At 45.3% G+C, this 17,290-nt stretch carries 10 protein-coding genes; 2 read left to right on the top strand and 8 right to left on the bottom strand.

The genetic code is table 11. The features are described from left to right. Window positions 1-714: 714 nt before the first annotated feature. From manZ to G9G53_RS12660, 5 genes are all read right to left on the bottom strand, one after another. Window positions 715-1,557 (bottom strand): PTS mannose transporter subunit IID, encoded by an 843-nt coding sequence (manZ, locus tag G9G53_RS12680; RefSeq protein ID WP_274386364.1) that lies wholly within the window; start codon window positions 1,555-1,557, stop codon window positions 715-717. An 11-nt stretch (window positions 1,558-1,568) separates the two neighbouring features. Continuing rightward, window positions 1,569-2,339: a PTS mannose/fructose/sorbose transporter subunit IIC gene (locus G9G53_RS12675; RefSeq protein WP_165147963.1), complete on the bottom strand. Its 771-nt coding sequence runs from the start codon at window positions 2,337-2,339 to the stop codon at window positions 1,569-1,571. Between the two features lie 31 nt (window positions 2,340-2,370). After that, entirely contained in the window at window positions 2,371-2,859 is a 489-nt protein-coding gene (locus tag G9G53_RS12670) for a mannose/fructose/sorbose PTS transporter subunit IIB (protein WP_013369100.1), read from the bottom strand. A gap of 2 nt (window positions 2,860-2,861) precedes the next feature. After that, complete coding sequence (locus tag G9G53_RS12665; protein WP_013369099.1) at window positions 2,862-3,281, bottom strand: PTS sugar transporter subunit IIA; 420 nt, start codon at window positions 3,279-3,281, stop codon at window positions 2,862-2,864. Between the two features lie 199 nt (window positions 3,282-3,480). Further along, window positions 3,481-6,273, bottom strand: coding sequence for a sigma-54-dependent transcriptional regulator (locus G9G53_RS12660; protein WP_069010772.1), 2,793 nt, complete (start codon window positions 6,271-6,273; stop codon window positions 3,481-3,483). 254 nt (window positions 6,274-6,527) lie between these two features. Here G9G53_RS12660 and rpoN point away from each other — a divergent pair, with 254 nt between their 5' ends. Then, window positions 6,528-7,844, top strand: coding sequence for an RNA polymerase factor sigma-54 (rpoN, locus tag G9G53_RS12655; protein WP_029514709.1), 1,317 nt, complete (start codon window positions 6,528-6,530; stop codon window positions 7,842-7,844). A gap of 141 nt (window positions 7,845-7,985) precedes the next feature. On the opposite strand, the gene G9G53_RS12650 is transcribed toward rpoN, so the two are convergent. From G9G53_RS12650 to G9G53_RS12640, 3 genes are all read right to left on the bottom strand, one after another. After that, window positions 7,986-9,137 carry a response regulator gene (locus G9G53_RS12650; protein WP_165147960.1) on the bottom strand — a complete coding sequence of 384 codons (1,152 nt, stop codon included), beginning with the start codon at window positions 9,135-9,137 and terminating at the stop codon, window positions 7,986-7,988. A 156-nt stretch (window positions 9,138-9,293) separates the two neighbouring features. Further along, on the bottom strand, window positions 9,294-12,440 hold the full coding sequence (locus G9G53_RS12645; RefSeq protein ID WP_165147957.1) for an ATP-binding protein: 3,147 nt from the start codon (window positions 12,438-12,440) through the stop codon (window positions 9,294-9,296). Window positions 12,441-12,599: 159 nt separating this feature from the next. Further along, a complete protein-coding gene (locus G9G53_RS12640; protein ID WP_165147954.1) occupies window positions 12,600-16,016 on the bottom strand; it encodes an S-layer homology domain-containing protein in 3,417 nt (1,138 codons plus the stop codon). Between the two features lie 273 nt (window positions 16,017-16,289). Between G9G53_RS12640 and G9G53_RS12635 the strand changes: the two genes are divergently transcribed. Continuing rightward, window positions 16,290-17,270, top strand: coding sequence for an aldo/keto reductase (locus tag G9G53_RS12635; RefSeq protein WP_165147951.1), 981 nt, complete (start codon window positions 16,290-16,292; stop codon window positions 17,268-17,270). Window positions 17,271-17,290 lie beyond the last annotated feature (20 nt).

Below are 17,290 nucleotides of genomic sequence, written 5' to 3'. Positions count from 1 at the left end.
ATGCTGATGAAAGTACCTGCCGAATACGGCAAAAAAAGCGAAACCACCAGGAACAAGATAGTTAACTTGTTCCTGGTGGTCTTTTTACGTTAAATATGGGCTTCTATCCAAGTCGATTATTTGTTTTTAACATCTGTTCTTACTACCCCAACGTCTGAAGCATTGATAGAAATGGGATTGCCGCCTTGCCCTGTTTGAGCTGAAGAAGATTGTCTAACGTCCACCCTAATTCTTTTGCCCTTAAAGCCAGTTCGTCTCCTTTTTCCCAATGCAGTGGCCTCCTTAAGTCTTCATGGCTTCATAAACCTCTCAATATGACCCAACTGTGGAGAGATATGCTATATGCATATGCCGCTGAAGAAAACAGGTCTCGGCGAATATCAGATCATAGAGAAAAGAGGCTGTTAGTACCCGAGCTGGAAAGCTCCTCCAAGAAATTGCAACGAACATACTAACAGCAAAAGAGCGGAACCTGCTTTTACAGGCTCAATGTGGCTTTAAACCATCATTGAGCCTGTAGTGATTGATGATATAGAATCATTGCTTATATCAGCTATCAACAAGCCAGCAGCCTTTCATGACTATCGTTGAACGCTAGCAGATTCGCTTGTAGATAATTGAATATTTTAATCCGTAAAATTTAAAGCGTTTACAAGTTAAGCGGCAGGTTGCCGGTCAGAGACGGCTGCTTGACCGGATCACTTTACAAATTGCTTAAGCCAATACACCAAGAGCGTATCCAATAATTCCTATTGCGAATAAAGCAAAAATCAGAGCTATAGCATTCACTTTCTTTTTGAGCAGTCTCATGCATAAAAAAGTCAGCAAGAGAGGTAACAGACCAGGTATCAATTGATCCAGAATCATCTGTATCGTCGTAACAACCTCTACTCCATCCGAACGGGTATATCGGGATACTTCGAGTGGTATATTCAGAGTAGTCCATTTGGATACGAGGGCGCCCATAACAAATAGTCCCAGGATGGAGGCCGATTCCGTAAGCTTTTGCAGTCGGTTTCCGGACATGTCGGACACAATCTCCGTCCCTTTTTTGTAGCCGTATTTCAGTCCGTACCACTTAGTGGCCAGGCGAATAACATTAAAAAGCAAGAAAAATAGGACAGGCCCGATAACGCTTCCGGACAACGCAATGGAAGCTCCTAATGCAGCCAGAACGGGGCGTAATGTTCCCCAGAAAATAGGGTCTCCTACTCCAGCCAAAGGTCCCATTAAGCCAACTTTCACACCACTTATGGTAGCATTATCAATCGACTGGCCATTGGCTTTCTGCTCCTCCATAGCGGCCGTTACCCCCATAATCGGTGCAGAGATAAACGGTTGAGTATTAAAAAACTCCAAATGCCGCTTTAGTGCTTCTTTTTGGTCTTCCTTCTTGCTGTATAACCGCTTGATTGCCGGAATCAAGGTGACACAAAAACCAATCGACTGCATACGCTCAAAGTTAAACGAGCCCAGCAGGAACCATGAACGGAAAAACATTTTGTTTAAATCGCTTTTGGTCAACTTTTTTTCTTCCATAGTACCCCACTCTTTCATTAAGAATTTCTTTAGAGCTCTTCAATTTCACCCACTTGATCTTTGCGCTGGCTATATTTGGGATTGAGCTGGATATACAGCAGAGCCAGAACCGCCCCCATGATTCCAAAGCCAACCAGATTGATGCTTGTAAATGCCGCGATGACAAAGCCCAAGAAAAAGAAAGGCATCAGATATTTGGCTGCCATCATGTTAATAACCATGGCATACCCTACAACGACGATGAATCCCCCAGCAATTTGCAGCCCTTTTGTAATGACCTCCGGGATCGCGTCCAGCAAAGTCGTAACCAGACCGGTTTCTGCTGCAATAGCCACCAATACGGCAGGCAAAGCGACGCGTAATCCCTGAAGAAGGAGGGCTATGAAGTGACATAATTCAATTCCTTTGAAATTTGAAGATTCGGCATATTTATCTGCCAGATGCTGAAAGAACACGGTAACCGTTCTAACAAAGATAGTTAACACTTGTCCGCCAGCCGCAATCGGAATCGCAACGGCAATTCCCGCACCGATCGATTGGTGCCCGACAATAACCAATATGGTTGAGACTACACTGGCCAAAGCCGCATCCGGAGCCATGGACGCTCCGACATTCATCCAGCCCAAAGCCAACAATTCCAGCGTACCGCCTAGAATAATACCGGTTTTGAGATCTCCCAGGACCAGACCGATCAGTGTACACGCAACTATAGGACGATGAGTCTGTCCTTCATCCAAAACACTGCCCATTCCGCAAATGGCTGCAACTAGCGTGACCATTACGATTTCAAAAACACTCATGTTTGACCCCCTCTCTTATGCGTACGTGTTGTTAAAACTGGACATTTTGGAGCTTGTTAATCAAATTAATTTTAGGATCACTGGCCACTTTTCTAATCTCCAGCTCTATCCCCTTTTCGTGCAATTTATAAAATGCCTCTACATCCTGCTTGTCTACGGACACTGCTCCGGTAATTTGTGTTTTGCCTTCTTTGAAGCACATTCCACCTACATTTACCGATGTAAACGGTACCCCACCTTCTACAACCCGCAGTACATCCGTGGGATTGGTAAACAGGAACAAGGTCTTGAAATCGTTATATTTAGGATTGTTATAAGCTTCAATCGCTTTCGCAATCGTGACAACGTAAGCTTTAATCCCCGGCGGCGCCACTTGTAACAATAAGGTTTTGCGCAGCGTATCCGCAGCGACCTCATTGCTGACGGCGATAATTTTGTTACACTTCGTTTCCTTCACCCACACCGTAGCTACCTGACCATGAATCAGACGGTCATCAATACGAACAAATGATATTTCCATACCTATAATTCCTCCTCTGTTTGTATGTCCCGGATGACACGAAAAGACTTCATTGAATCCTGACCCGCACGGATGGCCAGATCACTTAGATTCTCCACGTTCTCCAGCCCTCTATTAGTCAGCAGGTCTACGATCATTGGCAGGTTTACCCCTGTTACAATGTCCATTTTTTCATACCTGGCCACAATCCTACTGGCCGCATTATAGGGACTGCCACCAAACAAATCGACGAGAAAAATCAATCCGTCCGTCCAATCAATTGTTTCCAAGGCCGCTTTGTACTTCTCAACAAGTCCGTTAACACTTTCACCTGGTTCAAACGTTACACCCACCACATTTTCCAGATGGCCAAAAATCATTTCCGTGGATCTTAGGATCTCTTCAGAAAATTTTCCATGAGTGCCAACAATAACACCTATCATTTGTTTCACCCCCTCCTTGCATCCTTCGCCTATACTTATATGCAAGTCTCATGCCAAGATTCTGTATGATGCGATTAACTATCAAAAAAAAGACCAAACCCTCGGCTGCTCCGGGAATTTGGCCTTTTCTCACCAACTACTTATTATCCTTATCCGCATGATTAATACACATCCAGCATCGTTTTATACACTTGCGCCACTACTTGGGGATACAGTTATATACTTCGCTTAGGATTTCGCAAATATAATATTTTTCATCATTAGTCAGCTTAATGTTAATACTGGAGGCAAATATATTGCAGGAACGGTTCACCACATCGATTAATCGTTGGTCAAGCAAGGATACATCCTCCTGATACACTAGCCCTTCTCCAATAACCATTCGTTCCAGCGCATGAGCCGTATGAACAGCAAGCTGAACCTTCTTTGCATAATGGAAATCAGCCTCCAGTTCCTGTTCCAGCTGCTCGATAAATTTCATCAAAATCCCCAAAATTTTGTGAGGATTCAAATAAGTCATAAACTCCTTTAGCGTATCCTCACATAGATCTCTTACGATCACGCTTCCGTGTTCATGCATAACAGGCAACTGATTGTTGAGCAACAATTCTCTTAATGCCTGTTCACCGCTTGCCTCGATCAGTTTTTCCAAAGGGATAAACGGTACATTGAGCTCGCTTGGCCGCTTAACCCCAATCACCGCAAGAAGCGTATGCTTGGCCCGTAAATCCTTCACCACTTTATCCAATTCCCTGACCTTTGCCGGTACAACAACTATTTTCTCTTCGGTTAAGTCATAAACAACCTTCTCTACAAACTCCTTTAGCTTGGCGGCGGCACCTTTGCCGGAGGAACAGACCGTCACGATTACCTTATTACTGGTCTTTTCCGCTTTCACTCCAGCATTTCCAGTGTTATATCCACGAAAATCCTTCAAAGATTGATAAATTTCCTCTATATTCATATCAAAAATACTGGCCTTTCGCACAGCCTCCAACACAAGCGGGGTTGAAACCATATCGATAGTCTTCACCTTAATCCCGACACGTTCCATAATGGTTGCTTCAAGATTGAGCAAGGAGCCCATATCAACCAGCAGCAATACGCCTCTGCCATTGTCAATGTCCTTCACTTTTTCCACAATAACTTCCAGGATTTCTCTGGGGCTAACATCCAAAGGCATGTCTACTGCGCAAATATTTGAGCTCCCCAGCAGGCTGTCGACAACGCTAACGACACTGCTTGCCGTACTGTTGCCATGTGCAGCTACGATGATTCCCACATTTCCCTGGTGCTCCTCTTCTACCGATTTCAGAAGAATCGCCACATAGGTGGTCTCGGCATCGGGTACGCTGACTTCAAACTTGGACTCGATCAAATCCTTGATAATGAGTGCCAGTCTGTATTCTTCATCCTGATCATTCATCGGTTCATAGATTTGTTTACTGACATATTTTTTCTCCCGGATTCGCTTTAAAAAAGCACTTAAATGAAGACTGAAGGCATAAACAAACCTGTCGCTGTAATTTCTGTTCAATTCTTTTTGAGCCATCTCTTGCACCTGTTCAGCGAACTCTAGGATATTTCTGCCTACGATCTTAAGGATCCGTTCCCTTCCCCCTTTGATGTTATAAAATCGGTTATAGAAGCTTTTGATGTGAATATTGACATCTGTAGTAATAAACTTATTGATAAAACTGTCGTCGAGTCCTTCTTCTTTGAGCATCCCTATCTTGTCTTCAATCAATTTGTACAAGTTGAACGGCAGTTCAAAAGCGTCTACTTCATCCATTCCTTTGCTGCCTTCAGGAGTAATATACAGCGAGGAGTTGACCATCTCCATTTCGGCAATCTCCTTGCGGTTCTTCCCCATATTAAATAGACCTTCCTTGATATTTCCGGGCAAAATTTTAAAATCAAGTTCAATCTCTTCCTTATTTTCATGTATGCTGTTCAAAAATCCTTTGGCACACACAAGCTGAATGTTCGATTTCAACTGACCGATATTTCCATAGGTTACGCTGCCAATCAGTGCTTTTACAGTTTCCAATTCAACCCTAATAGGCTTGTTCACACGATGGGCTTCGTTTGCAAAGAGATGCTTCAGGATCAAAAACCTCTCTTCAACAGTTCGCTCTTGCAAGGAAGGAATGTTGATCGTAATCGGTATCCGTCTGATAAAGGTTTTCAGCATGGAAGAACCGGGATCTTCGGTCGTAGCGCCGATGAGCAGCACATTCGCTTCCCGCTTGCGCTCCGACTCGCCCAATTTGTTGTAACTGTTCGTGTCCATGAAATAAAATATCATTTCTTGGCCTTCTGGGGGCAGCCGATGAATCTCATCCAAAAACAGAATGCCCCCATCCGCTTTCTCGACCAGTCCCTCTTTCTCCCGATCAGCCCCGGTAAATGCTCCTTTTACATGACCAAAAATGTGGGAAAGTAGCAGCTGAGGGTTATTGTAATAATCAGCGCAGTTAAATACGATAAACGGTGCTTGCTCTGAAAAGCGCTTCATATATTTACCATAATTATACATCAACCTAGCGAACATTGTTTTTCCAACGCCAGTCTGTCCCACAATCAGCGTATGTAGGCCCTTCGGCGGGTATAATATTGCCGCTTTTCCCTGCTCAACCTGGTTCCTCATACTCCCCATGAAACCAATTAAGGCGTGAAACGGATCCACTTGCTCTCCAGGCAGCAATATTTCATGAATACTGTTGACTTGGATTTGTTTCTCTTTAAGCTGAACCCGAAAGGTCTCCTCGATCACCTGCTTGTGCAAAAACTTGACGGGTCTCCCCTTGATTTTAATAATCAAGTCGGCGCGAAGTAGGCTATTAAGCTCCTTGCTTACATTATTTCTTAACATATTCTGTTGATCGGCTATTTCCGCAGCCGTAATTCCACCGCCGTCCTGCAAGGCCTCTACCGACAGTTTCTTTGTCCCATTGGCAATATACTCTAAGATCTCATCAATTCGTTTCACGGTATTCCCCCATGCTGACTAGTTCTTATTTAATTAGTATATAAAAAAAGAAATAATCCTCTACAAGAAAATAAACTGACAAGTTAATCATTAATCTGATACCCTTTTTATTGAATCTATCCAAAACTCAAATTCAGCCCATTCCATTCACTTCTTTTCCAAGATCAAAGGTTGGCAGTATAATTGCATAAGCTTCACGAATAAGCTGCATAAAAAGTTATTTTTGTTTCCCAGTAAGGAGCTGAGATAAAATAATGCGCTACGGATTACAGCAAGAGCAAACATTCAGGCTGGCTATGACTCCAGAATTACGACAAGCCATCACGATTCTTCAATATTCTTCGGTCGATCTGATGTCATATCTTCATGAGCAAGCAAATGAAAATCCGATCATTGACTTGGCAGAGATCGATATGTCCATCGAAAGAATCAACACAGAAGAAGAATACTCGCTACGAAAAAATGATAATCCGGTAGACCTTCTGGACTTTGTCTCTAATCCCGCAGATAATTTATATAGACATCTCAAAGCGCAGCTTGGGATGGTCCGCGGGCTATCCAAACTACAACAGATGATTGGCATGTTTCTAATTGGGAATTTAAATGAAAAAGGCTACCTTGAGCTGGATGTAAATACAGCTGCCGGAATACTTGACGTCCCCACCGATGAGGTTGAAAATATACTTGCCCTGATCCAAGGCTTTGAACCGGCAGGAATCGCTGCCCGCAGTCTGGAGGAATGTCTTCTTTTGCAGCTGCGATATGCCGGGAATGATGATGTTTACCTGGAAGAAATCGTGCGACATCACATGGTCAATCTTTCATGTAACCGCATACAAAAAATCGCGGATGCTCTAGGGATCGACATTCACATGGTACAACAAATGACCGATCAGATACGCAAGCTGAATCCTTGTCCGGGAGCGGCATTTGCTCCATATGAACGCCAGTATCATATAGCAGATATCTCAGTGGAGAAATCCAAAAACGACTACGTTGTGACAGTTAATGATATCACAGTCCCACGCGTCGGGATTAATCCTTTTTACCAAAGTATGCTTCGAAAGCCGGCGATGGAGGAAGAGAAACGATTTCTTCGTGAGAAGATGAATACAGCATTATGGCTTATTCATAGCCTTGAGCAGCGCCGCCTGACCCTGATGCGTGTGGCCCAGGCTATTGTTGATAGGCAACGGGAATTTTTTGAGCATGGCGTTTATCATCTGAAATCGATGACCCAAAAGGAGATTGCTGGAATAACCGGCCTGCATGAATCCACGATCAGCCGGGCGGTCAGTAATAAATACATGCAGACGCCCCGTGGATTGTTTGAACTCAAATATTTCTTCACCTCCGCCCTAGGATCGAAAGACGGAGATGCTACTTCATCAGAGAGCGCAAAAATGCGGATAAAGCAGATCATCGACAGTGAAGAGAAGCAAAAACCATTTTCAGATCAGGCAATCACAGAGCGGATGGCAAAGGAAGGACTAGAGCTGTCACGCAGAACGGTAGCCAAATACCGTGAAGAATTGGGGTATTTATCCTCCGCCAGGAGAAAAGTGTATTAAAGCTTCAGCAAACGGTTGTGAAAACTAAAAAGCAGCGCTATCACATTCTCCCGGCTGCCTCCCTCGTAGAATCTCCAATAGAATAGGCCAACCAGTAATCTCTGGTTGGCCTATTCATACGACCTGAGCCAGTACAGCCGTTTACGCAGGTAGCGTCTGTGTTTTCAATTGCACGTACAACTGGTGCGTCACCTGCTGCGGTTCAATACCCAACTCATCTTCCAGTATATTGGCGAAGCTTTCATAATGCTTTTGCGCAGCGGTATAATCGCCCAGTTGGGCATAGGCGGTCAGCAGCAGACTGCAGATATCGTCTGAGTACGGCTCCCGCTGCTGTAGGCTGAGCAAGCGCTGAACAGACTGCCGGGTACGACCTGAGCGAAGCTCTTCTCTCGCCAGCTCAGAAGCACATGCCAGATACATACTGCGCAGCTTCTCCCTTTTTGCATACGCCCACGGGTAATCGTGCTCCTCCAGGTAGTTGCCACGGTATAGAGCCAACAGGCTATCAATACGCGGCGTACCGCCGCTACCGGATGCAGCCCATTCGGATATTCCCCGCTCGAAGAGCTCCACATCTGTAATCCAGCCATTGCGGTTCAAGCGGTAGCGATCCAGATTGTATTCCAGCTTCGTATCTTGCATCCGTTCTTTCAACGCCTTGCGAATTTGATAAATGGACGTGTGCAGGTGAACAACAGCCTTGTCCAAATGATATTCGGGCCACAGCGCATCCAGCAATTGTTCTTTGCTCACCCATTCCCCTTCATGGTGTAGTAAAAAGGAAAATAGCTCCTGTGACTTTAATGTGCGCCATTTGAGTGGTTTCGCTCCTACGGCTTCCTGTCCAACCTCCAAAATTTCAAGCTTTTGAAAACAACGTACCTTGGGGGATTGCTCTGCTGCAACTCCCAAGCTGGAGGAACGGGAATCAGCCAGCGTGGCTGCAATCCGATCTATCGTTTTGGATAGCCGCCGGGCATGAACGGGCTTTAACAAGTAATCCAGTGCTTGCAGCTCGAACGCTTCAATAGCATATTCCGAGTACGCGGTCACAAAGACGATATGAATATGGGAATCCAGCTGTTGAATCCACTCGGCGGCCTCCAGACCGTTCATCTCTGGCATTCCGATATCTATAAAAACAATATCCGCACGTTCTGCCGCCAGATAATCCAGCCCCGCTTGTGCAGACGTATATTTGCCCATTACCGTTAACCGTCCGTCCGCCTCCAGCAACCGTTCCAAGTAGGTTAATGCCGATCTCTCATCATCAATCAAAATCGCCTTCATTTGTGTCCGTACTCCCTTCCTGCTGTAACCATCCATCATGATGCTCTATTTACATGCTATCTGCTTTAACCATACGATTTTTAATTTCTTATATTTTATATATCGTATCATCGCGGACGCGACATTAGCTTTTCCGACAAATATACTGTACTTTTTTTATTCATCGGTATTCCGGGGTGTGATCGTTTCCGGCACACGGAAGCTTACCGTCGTCCCTTGCATAGGATTACTTTCAATCCGCAACCCTTCTCCATACATATGGATAAGACGGCGATGGATATTACGCAGTCCCACGCTGGAAGATATATGATCATCCGACAGCAGTTGTTCCAGTCGCTCCGGTGGAATCCCTACGCCGTCATCGGTCACGCTGACCACAAAATCGGTTCCATCCTCCTGCACAACCACTCGCACGGTTCCACCTGTTGCCCGTTGCATCACACCATGCCGTATCGCATTTTCCACGATGGGTTGAATACTTAACGGCGGGATGAGCGACCGGATGTTCCTCCCTACCTCTACGGTTACCTGCAAACGTTCTTCAAATCGTGCTTTTTCCAGTGCCACATACGATTCTACCAATTCCAGCTCCTTGGATAACGGTACCGTATTCTCCCTGTTCTGAAAATCAAAGCTCCCCCGCAAATACTGGCTTAGCTCCATGAGCAGCTCCGCTGCTTTGTCCGGGTCTACGGCTACGGTCGAAACAATGACATTCAAGGCATTGTACAGAAAATGCGGCTTGATTTGTGCCTGTAAAAAGGCCATTTCAGAACGCACCGCTTCCTCCGCTGAATGGCGCATGTTCAGCAGCGTGCGCACACGTGCCTTTAATTCCTCAGCATCAACAGGCTTACGTAGAAAATCATTCGCTCCGGCCATAAAACCTGCGCGGATATCGCCGGGCAGATCGCGTGCCGTCAGGAGCAACACCGGTAGCTCGGACAGGGAATACCGTTCCCTTATCCGTCGGCACAGCTCAATACCGGACATTTCCGGCATCATCCAGTCCGTAATGACCAGGTCAAATTGGGTACGGCCATTCAGCATGTGAAGTGCCTCCTCGGCATGATCCACAGCCACCACGCTACAACCTGTGGCATATAATAGTTCCTCCAGCACCCGAAGGTTAACCTCGTCGTCATCTACAGCCAGCACTTTGTAAGGGACAGTCTGGACTCGCTCCAGTGCATCCTCTTCATGCGGAATCACATTCTGACCCGACGTCACGCCAGGCTGCAATATAACCGCAGGCGAAACATCTTTTTGAGCTTCATGTCCCAACGTTCCGGTCTGCGCCAAGGGCAGTGTAAAATAAAAGGTCGAACCCTTACCTAATCTAGATTCTACCCGGATATGACCCCCATGCAGTTCCACCAGACGACGGACTATGCCTAATCCAAGCCCTGTCCCACTGTATCCTTCATCCTCAGCATTCGCCCCTCGGTTAAAAGGTTCAAATATATGCGAAAGATGCTCCTGGGCAATACCGGAGCCGGTATCCTTTATACTGATTTCCATTTCACGGGTCCCCGCTTTGGCAGAGATTACGATTTTGCCTTCCTCCGTAAATTTCACCGCATTACCCAACAAATTGTATAAAATCTGAATCAGCCGATCCTCATCCGCATCTACTTTGGGCAACGAACTGGGCCATTCTTTGACGAATTGAAGCTTTTTCTTACCCACCGTATGCCCCAATACCTCCAGCACGGAATTCACAGCTGCCTGTACATTGACAGGCCGACGATTTAAGGCTAATCTGCCATTTTTCAAATTAGAAAAATCCAGAATATCGTTAATTAAATAAGAAAGTCTGCGTCCTACATTCGCAATCAAGGCCAAATTGTGCTTTTGCGGCTCATTGAATTGTGTCCCGTAGCGGTCTAGCATGGATTGAGCGATATTAATAATTCCATGCAGAGGAGTGCGCAGTTCATGTGACGTGTTCGCCAGAAATTCGTTTTTCAACCCATCCAGTGTGAGCAATCGTCGTGACAGGTTCTCAACCTCCATAAACGAATGTACAAAACGTTTGGCCAGCAGCAGCGTTTGAGCCAATACGAATATGAGCATTTCATAGGCTGTCACCCCACGTACATCTCCCCAGCCCAGAATATACACAAAACTAGTCACTACAATCATAAGAATGCTCATAATACTAATGACTAGCAGTGCAGCGTCATCCGTCTGTTGAAGAAGCCCACGAATCAAGATTAGTAACACGTATCCCACACTGACTACACCAAAAAGAAGAATAAACAATTCAAAGGATGAGAGTACCAATGTAGGCAAAAATAGCCCCATACCCAGCATCAGTGCGGTTGTAATATGATAGAAGCGCAGCACGATCCGATTCATAACAATCTGCGTCGAAAGATGAACATAGCGGATCAGAAAATAGTAGAACAGCGTTGACGAGAACGACTGTATTTTCAGTACCCATTCATAAGGTAAATCCGGTATTCCCCAAACCAGCAGCTTTTCTCCATGTGTCAGAATATAAAATAAAGCCGCGATGCAAAAGCATCCTAAGTAAAGTAATGCCTTCTCCTTTTTACGCAAAAGGTATAGCATGATAAAAAATACGGTAGGAATAAAAAATCCTGCGATCAGTACGGTGTCCTCTGCCATTGCAACTTCCCGGCTATGCGTAATACTCTCGTAATCCCCAAATAACAGTGGATAAATAATCCCACCAGAGGAATAGCTATAATTAGCCACATGCACGGTAATATCAGCCGAATGTCCATCTACCGATGCAAACCCAACATAGGGAACATTGCCCTGCTTACCCTTGTCGGCAGAAACAGAGGGAATACCACTCGCTCCGACGTTTTCTCCGTCAATCCATACTTGGCTGGCACTGCGAATGTTTTGCATATAGATGCCGTACAGATTTTCCGCTTTTTCAGGCAACAGCACACGGATATGATAGGTTCCATATCCGGTCGCCTGTCCCTTAGGCATCCACTGATTCCATCTACCTGGCACATCCACAATCTTGGCAGAAGATCTCGTTTCCATCCCCAACTCTGAAGAACTCTGATGACTTTCCCAATCCTTATCTTGTTGCATTTCATGAAAGGATAAAGGTTGCACAAGCTGATTAGGGTAAAATTCCCACTCCCCTCCCAGCTGTACAGGGCCTTCCTTATGAGGGTCCCAATTACGCAAATCAATAATACCGTTATGAGCTTTCCAATGACTGTTTCCGGATAAAACACCCGACACTAACGGATACACTGGTAACGCAACCGCAAGCAGAAGTATAATAAAAAATAAAACACCCTGTTTTTTCATAAATCCTCCGCTCTTTTCAATAACGTCTATCTTTTGTATCGGTTATTCTATTCAGCTACATTAGAAGCGTTGTCCATACAAAAAAGGACGCCCGCCGCAGATAAAATCTGTGCGGAATCGTCCCCTTCAATACGTACTTGTAGTTTCTAGCCTCTCCTATTAAGGAATCATAACGCCATCAATACTACCGCCAGGAATCGAGCTTGAATCGTCTCCACTGTTATCGCTCGGCGGTGTTGCTCCACCGTTGCTGTCACCGCTTCCTGTTCCGTTGCTATCGCTCGGCGGTGTTGCTCCACTGCTGCTGTCGCCGCTTCCTGTTCCGTTGCTATCGCTCGGCGGTGTTGCTCCGCTGCTACTGTCGCCGCTTCCTGTTCCGTTGCTATCGCTCGGCGGTGTTGCTCCACTGCTGCTGTCGCTGCTTCCTGTTCCGTCGCTATCGCTCGGCGGCGTTGGTCGACCGTTACTGTCACTGCTTCCTGTTCCGCTGTTTTGTTGCTGGCTGGCTACAAAATCTTTATACTCCTGAATCGCATCTTCCAGATCCATGTAATTTTTCTTAAGTTCTGGCATAGGCAAATACTGGTCCAAACGATTGAATGCATCCACTACTCTGTGAAAGTAGACCGTCGTAGGATCTGTACCATTTACTGTAAGCAGATTGTTCGCAATGTTCTTAAGCTCATTGATATCAAGATCAGTTACGATCCATTTGAATTGGTAGTTTGCAAACGCTGTAATCAGATCCGTATTAGCTTGGTCTACCTGTACCTGTGTGCTATCCGGATTATTAAGCACAAGGTTTGCCAGATTAATCTGCCCTTGAAGTTCTTCGTTATCTTGTTCCGTATAATGACGGCCGAACGTCAAAATTTCATTATTGGCCAAATTGATATTGTGATTCAACAACGTAGTATCCACCGTTATAGGTGCAGCATACTGGCTCTGTACTTGTTGCAGCTCCTCATATACAGGAACAACGTCTTGTAATTCAAAGCTGGACAAGCCTAAGAAAGTAGAGGCATGCTCTGAAGCAGAAGACAAGGCTTGCTGAGCCTCAGCGCTTAATGCGCCTGAATTTTGCAGCAAAATTCCATTGATCGAAGTCTGCATTTCAATGACTTTGTCTCTCAATTGTAGTCTTTTCTCGTTATATTTTTCAAGATAGGTCCCTTTAGCCTGACTTAATTGATTATAAGAGATGACCAATTGCTCCTCAGGAGTAAATGGCATAATGAGTGCAAAGTTGGCTTGTCCTGTTTGTTGCTCTAAAGACAGCATTTCCGTATTCAAGTAATTACGAGCCACAGGGTTAGACAGCAGTTTTAGTTGAATATCTTGAACCAGCTGCTGCAGTTTTTCCCGAGTTGTAGCAGGCAATGGCACAGTGAACTCCGTAAGCCTTTGACTCAGCTCCATGTTCAAGTTCAATACGTCCTGCTGGGTCATAGCAGTGTGCATCTTCTCTGTATATTCCTGAATCAAGTTATCTAGTTCAGCATTTTGAGAACCATTCTGATCGTAGATAACCTGCGCTTCTTGTAAAGTATTCTTAAGCACCGAGAAGTCCGCTGCTTGCAGTGCCAAGAATGATTCTGTAGCAAGATCTATTTTTTGTGTCCATTCTTCCAACTGCTCAGTTGTAGCCAATGGATTCACATATACATTTGATCCTTCTCTTACTAAGGACTTGTAACGCGCTTTATCTGTTTTCAAATTATCCACACGATCTGTTACATCGACAAAATGCAGATAGGCATCTCTGAGTTTTACTGATGCTTTGTATACCTTTATTACTCGACGCAAGCTTTCTGCTTCCCGATCCACAATATTTTGAGGCGCATTTCCTTCCAACACATTGTTGCCAAATTGAATCGCTTGACTTAGTGAGTCGTCCCAAAGAGGTGGAAATTCATCACCAACCATTCGGTTTTGTTCAAGGGTAGTCGAAGCTAACTGAACCAGTCTAGTTAATTCCTGTGTTCCAATCACCGGCTCTGTGGCTGAGGTTGTGTACACAGAAACATCCTGTTTCAATGTGCTGAGCGCTTGATCTACTTCTGCCTGTGTAGCTGCCGTATTGTTCAGTACCAGCATAGCCTGATTGATTGCTATGGACAGGTTTTCCTTCGCTGAGACCGTGTAAAGCGCCTGATCCAGTCCACCCTCACCTGCACGCTCCAACAGTTCTTTGGCTGCATGGACTTCCGTCTCCAACTGACTGCGGTCTATACTAACGATATCACTGTCACGTTTTTTCTTATCTTTGCTATCTGTGTCCGTGACAACCGATCCAACAGAGGATGAGTTCTTCGTACCATTTACGAGACTAACTGCTTCCTTCATCGCATTATAGTTAACAATAACATCCTGCGGCTGTTTTTGTTCCGGCAGATTGAGCTGGTTGATTGCAGCCCCCTTGGCCAGTGTGATAAAAGGAACACCCACATATTGTGATGCATCCAGCAAACCAATACTTCCGCTCACCAACAGCTTGCCTAGTCCCTGTTGCAATGAAACACGACTAATCGCTGCATCCCCCTCGGTCCCGATCGATGCATCATTTTTCAGCGTAAGGTTGTCAATCTTTGTCGTCCCGGTTGCAGTCAGTTTGGCATCCTTGGAGCCCAGTTCTACACCGGACCATGTCGTATTTTCCAAAATGGCCGATACAGGCTGGGTCCCTGAGCCTTTGATTTCTAATACGCCTGTGGAGGACATGTTTTTCAAGGTTACCGAACCATTGACGATCAGGCGTCCATCAAAAGACACACCCTTACCGTCAAATACACCACCGTCTGCGTTAATTTCCAGCTTATTTACACCTGTGAGTGTACGCAAATTACGGTTAAGATCGATTTTTGCCCCTTTTAATACAGCTTTGTTATTTTCACCAAACAAGCCTTGCAAAGATCCTTCCAACTGGTACGGGATATTTCCGATTCGAACGGTATTGCCCTCTGATTTCACTTCTCCTACCGGATGATCCAGCAGGCTGACGAATACTTCTGCACCACTCTCCCGGTTCAATGGATTTTTCAAATCCGTTGCAGAAGCATCCTCTGATAACAGACCGTAAGAGCGGGCAACCTGAACTGCATTTTGCTGTGCATCCGCAGTACTTGTATCCTGCAAGTGCATTGCACGTACGAGCGAAACAATCAGTTCTTCCTTGGTAATGGCATCCCCCGGACGGAAGAGTTCTCCGTTACCTGTCATATACCCGGCTGCACGTACGGCCTCAATATAGGGAGCGCCCCATGCATCGGACGATACATCCATAAAAGAAGTCTGCGGCTGATTGTTAACTTCCAACTGGAACAGACCGCACAAAATTTTGGCCGCTTCAGCGCGGGTCAAATTCTTTTGTGCCATAAAATCGCCCTGATTCCCACCTGTCATCAAACCCAAAGTACGAGCTTGTGCTACAAATCCAGTTTCACTTTGTGTATCTGCTGTCGCTGCATAAGCAGTCTGAGCGCCCCCCAGCCAAGGCAAAGATACGATGGAGCCTGAAGCAATCCCCAATACCATCGCAGATGCAATCCATTTATTTCGATTTATAAGTTTCAACATTTCCACTCCTAGACGCTATTTATTGGCATATATCCTGTTTTATCAAAGTCTTTAGTCATGTTTAGTTCTACGGATTATGCAACCAAGGAACTATGCTAAGAGAATTATACGAAACCCCACTGAACCGATTCTGAACAATTAGTCCTATATGAAGGCATCACGCAACAAAATCGCTTGACTTGGAGTGAACTCCAAATGTAATAATATCCGGTGTAAGTAGCTGGAGTAGAACATTTGAAGAAAACAATATCTAGGAAAGAGAGGTATAATCAAATGGACTATATGAAACTTGGAAATACCGGCTTGGATGTATCCCGGCTTTGTCTTGGGTGTATGGGCTTTGGGGTTGCAGAACGATGGATTCATCCATGGATATTAGATGAAGAGCGCAGTCGTCCCATTATAAAAAAGGCCCTGGAGCTAGGCATCAATTTTTTTGATACCGCGAATGTATATTCAGACGGAACTAGCGAAGAAATCGTCGGACGGGCTTTAAAAGATTTTGCGAATCGAGATGAAATTGTCCTTGCAACGAAGGTTCATTTCCGTATGCATCAAGGCCCCAATGGTGCGGGACTTTCTCGAAAGGCTATTATGAGTGAAATCGATAAGAGCCTTAAGCGACTGGGGACAGATTATGTGGATCTGTACCAAATTCATCGCTGGGATTACACTACCCCTATTGAAGAGACGATGGAAGCATTACATGATGTGGTGAAGGCTGGGAAGGCAAGATATATCGGAGCTTCTGCCATGTACGCATGGCAGTTTCTAAAGGCTTTGCATATAGCTGAGAAGAATGGATGGACCCGGTTTGTATCGATGCAAAATCATTTAAACCTCTTATATCGTGAAGAGGAGAGAGAGATGCTGCCGCTTTGTAAGGAAGAAAAAATCGGTGTGATTCCATACAGCCCACTTGCAGGTGGAAGATTGACGCGTGATGCGCAGGAAACAACACATCGTTCCGAAACCGATCAAGTGGCAAAATCTAAATACGATGCGACTGCAGATACCGATCGATTGATCGTGGAGCAGGTTGCGGCCATCGCAGAAAAACGCGGAGTTCCCCGCGTTCAAATCGCACTTGCCTGGTTGCTACAGAAAGAACCGGTAACAGCTCCGATTATCGGTGCTACGAAAACGTCTCATCTTGAAGATGCAGTAGCTGCTCTTTCGATTACGTTAACACCTGAAGAAATCGCATTGCTGGAAGAGCCTTATGTTCCTCATCCGGTAGTTGGCGCCCAGTAAATATGGATGAAATGACAGTT

Origin of the sequence: Paenibacillus sp. EKM206P (assembly GCF_011066155.1) — a bacterium.
Classification (GTDB): domain Bacteria; phylum Bacillota; class Bacilli; order Paenibacillales; family Paenibacillaceae; genus Paenibacillus; species Paenibacillus polymyxa_D.
Note: the sequence above shows the minus strand (reverse complement) of the source record. Positions and strands in the feature narration are given on the sequence as shown.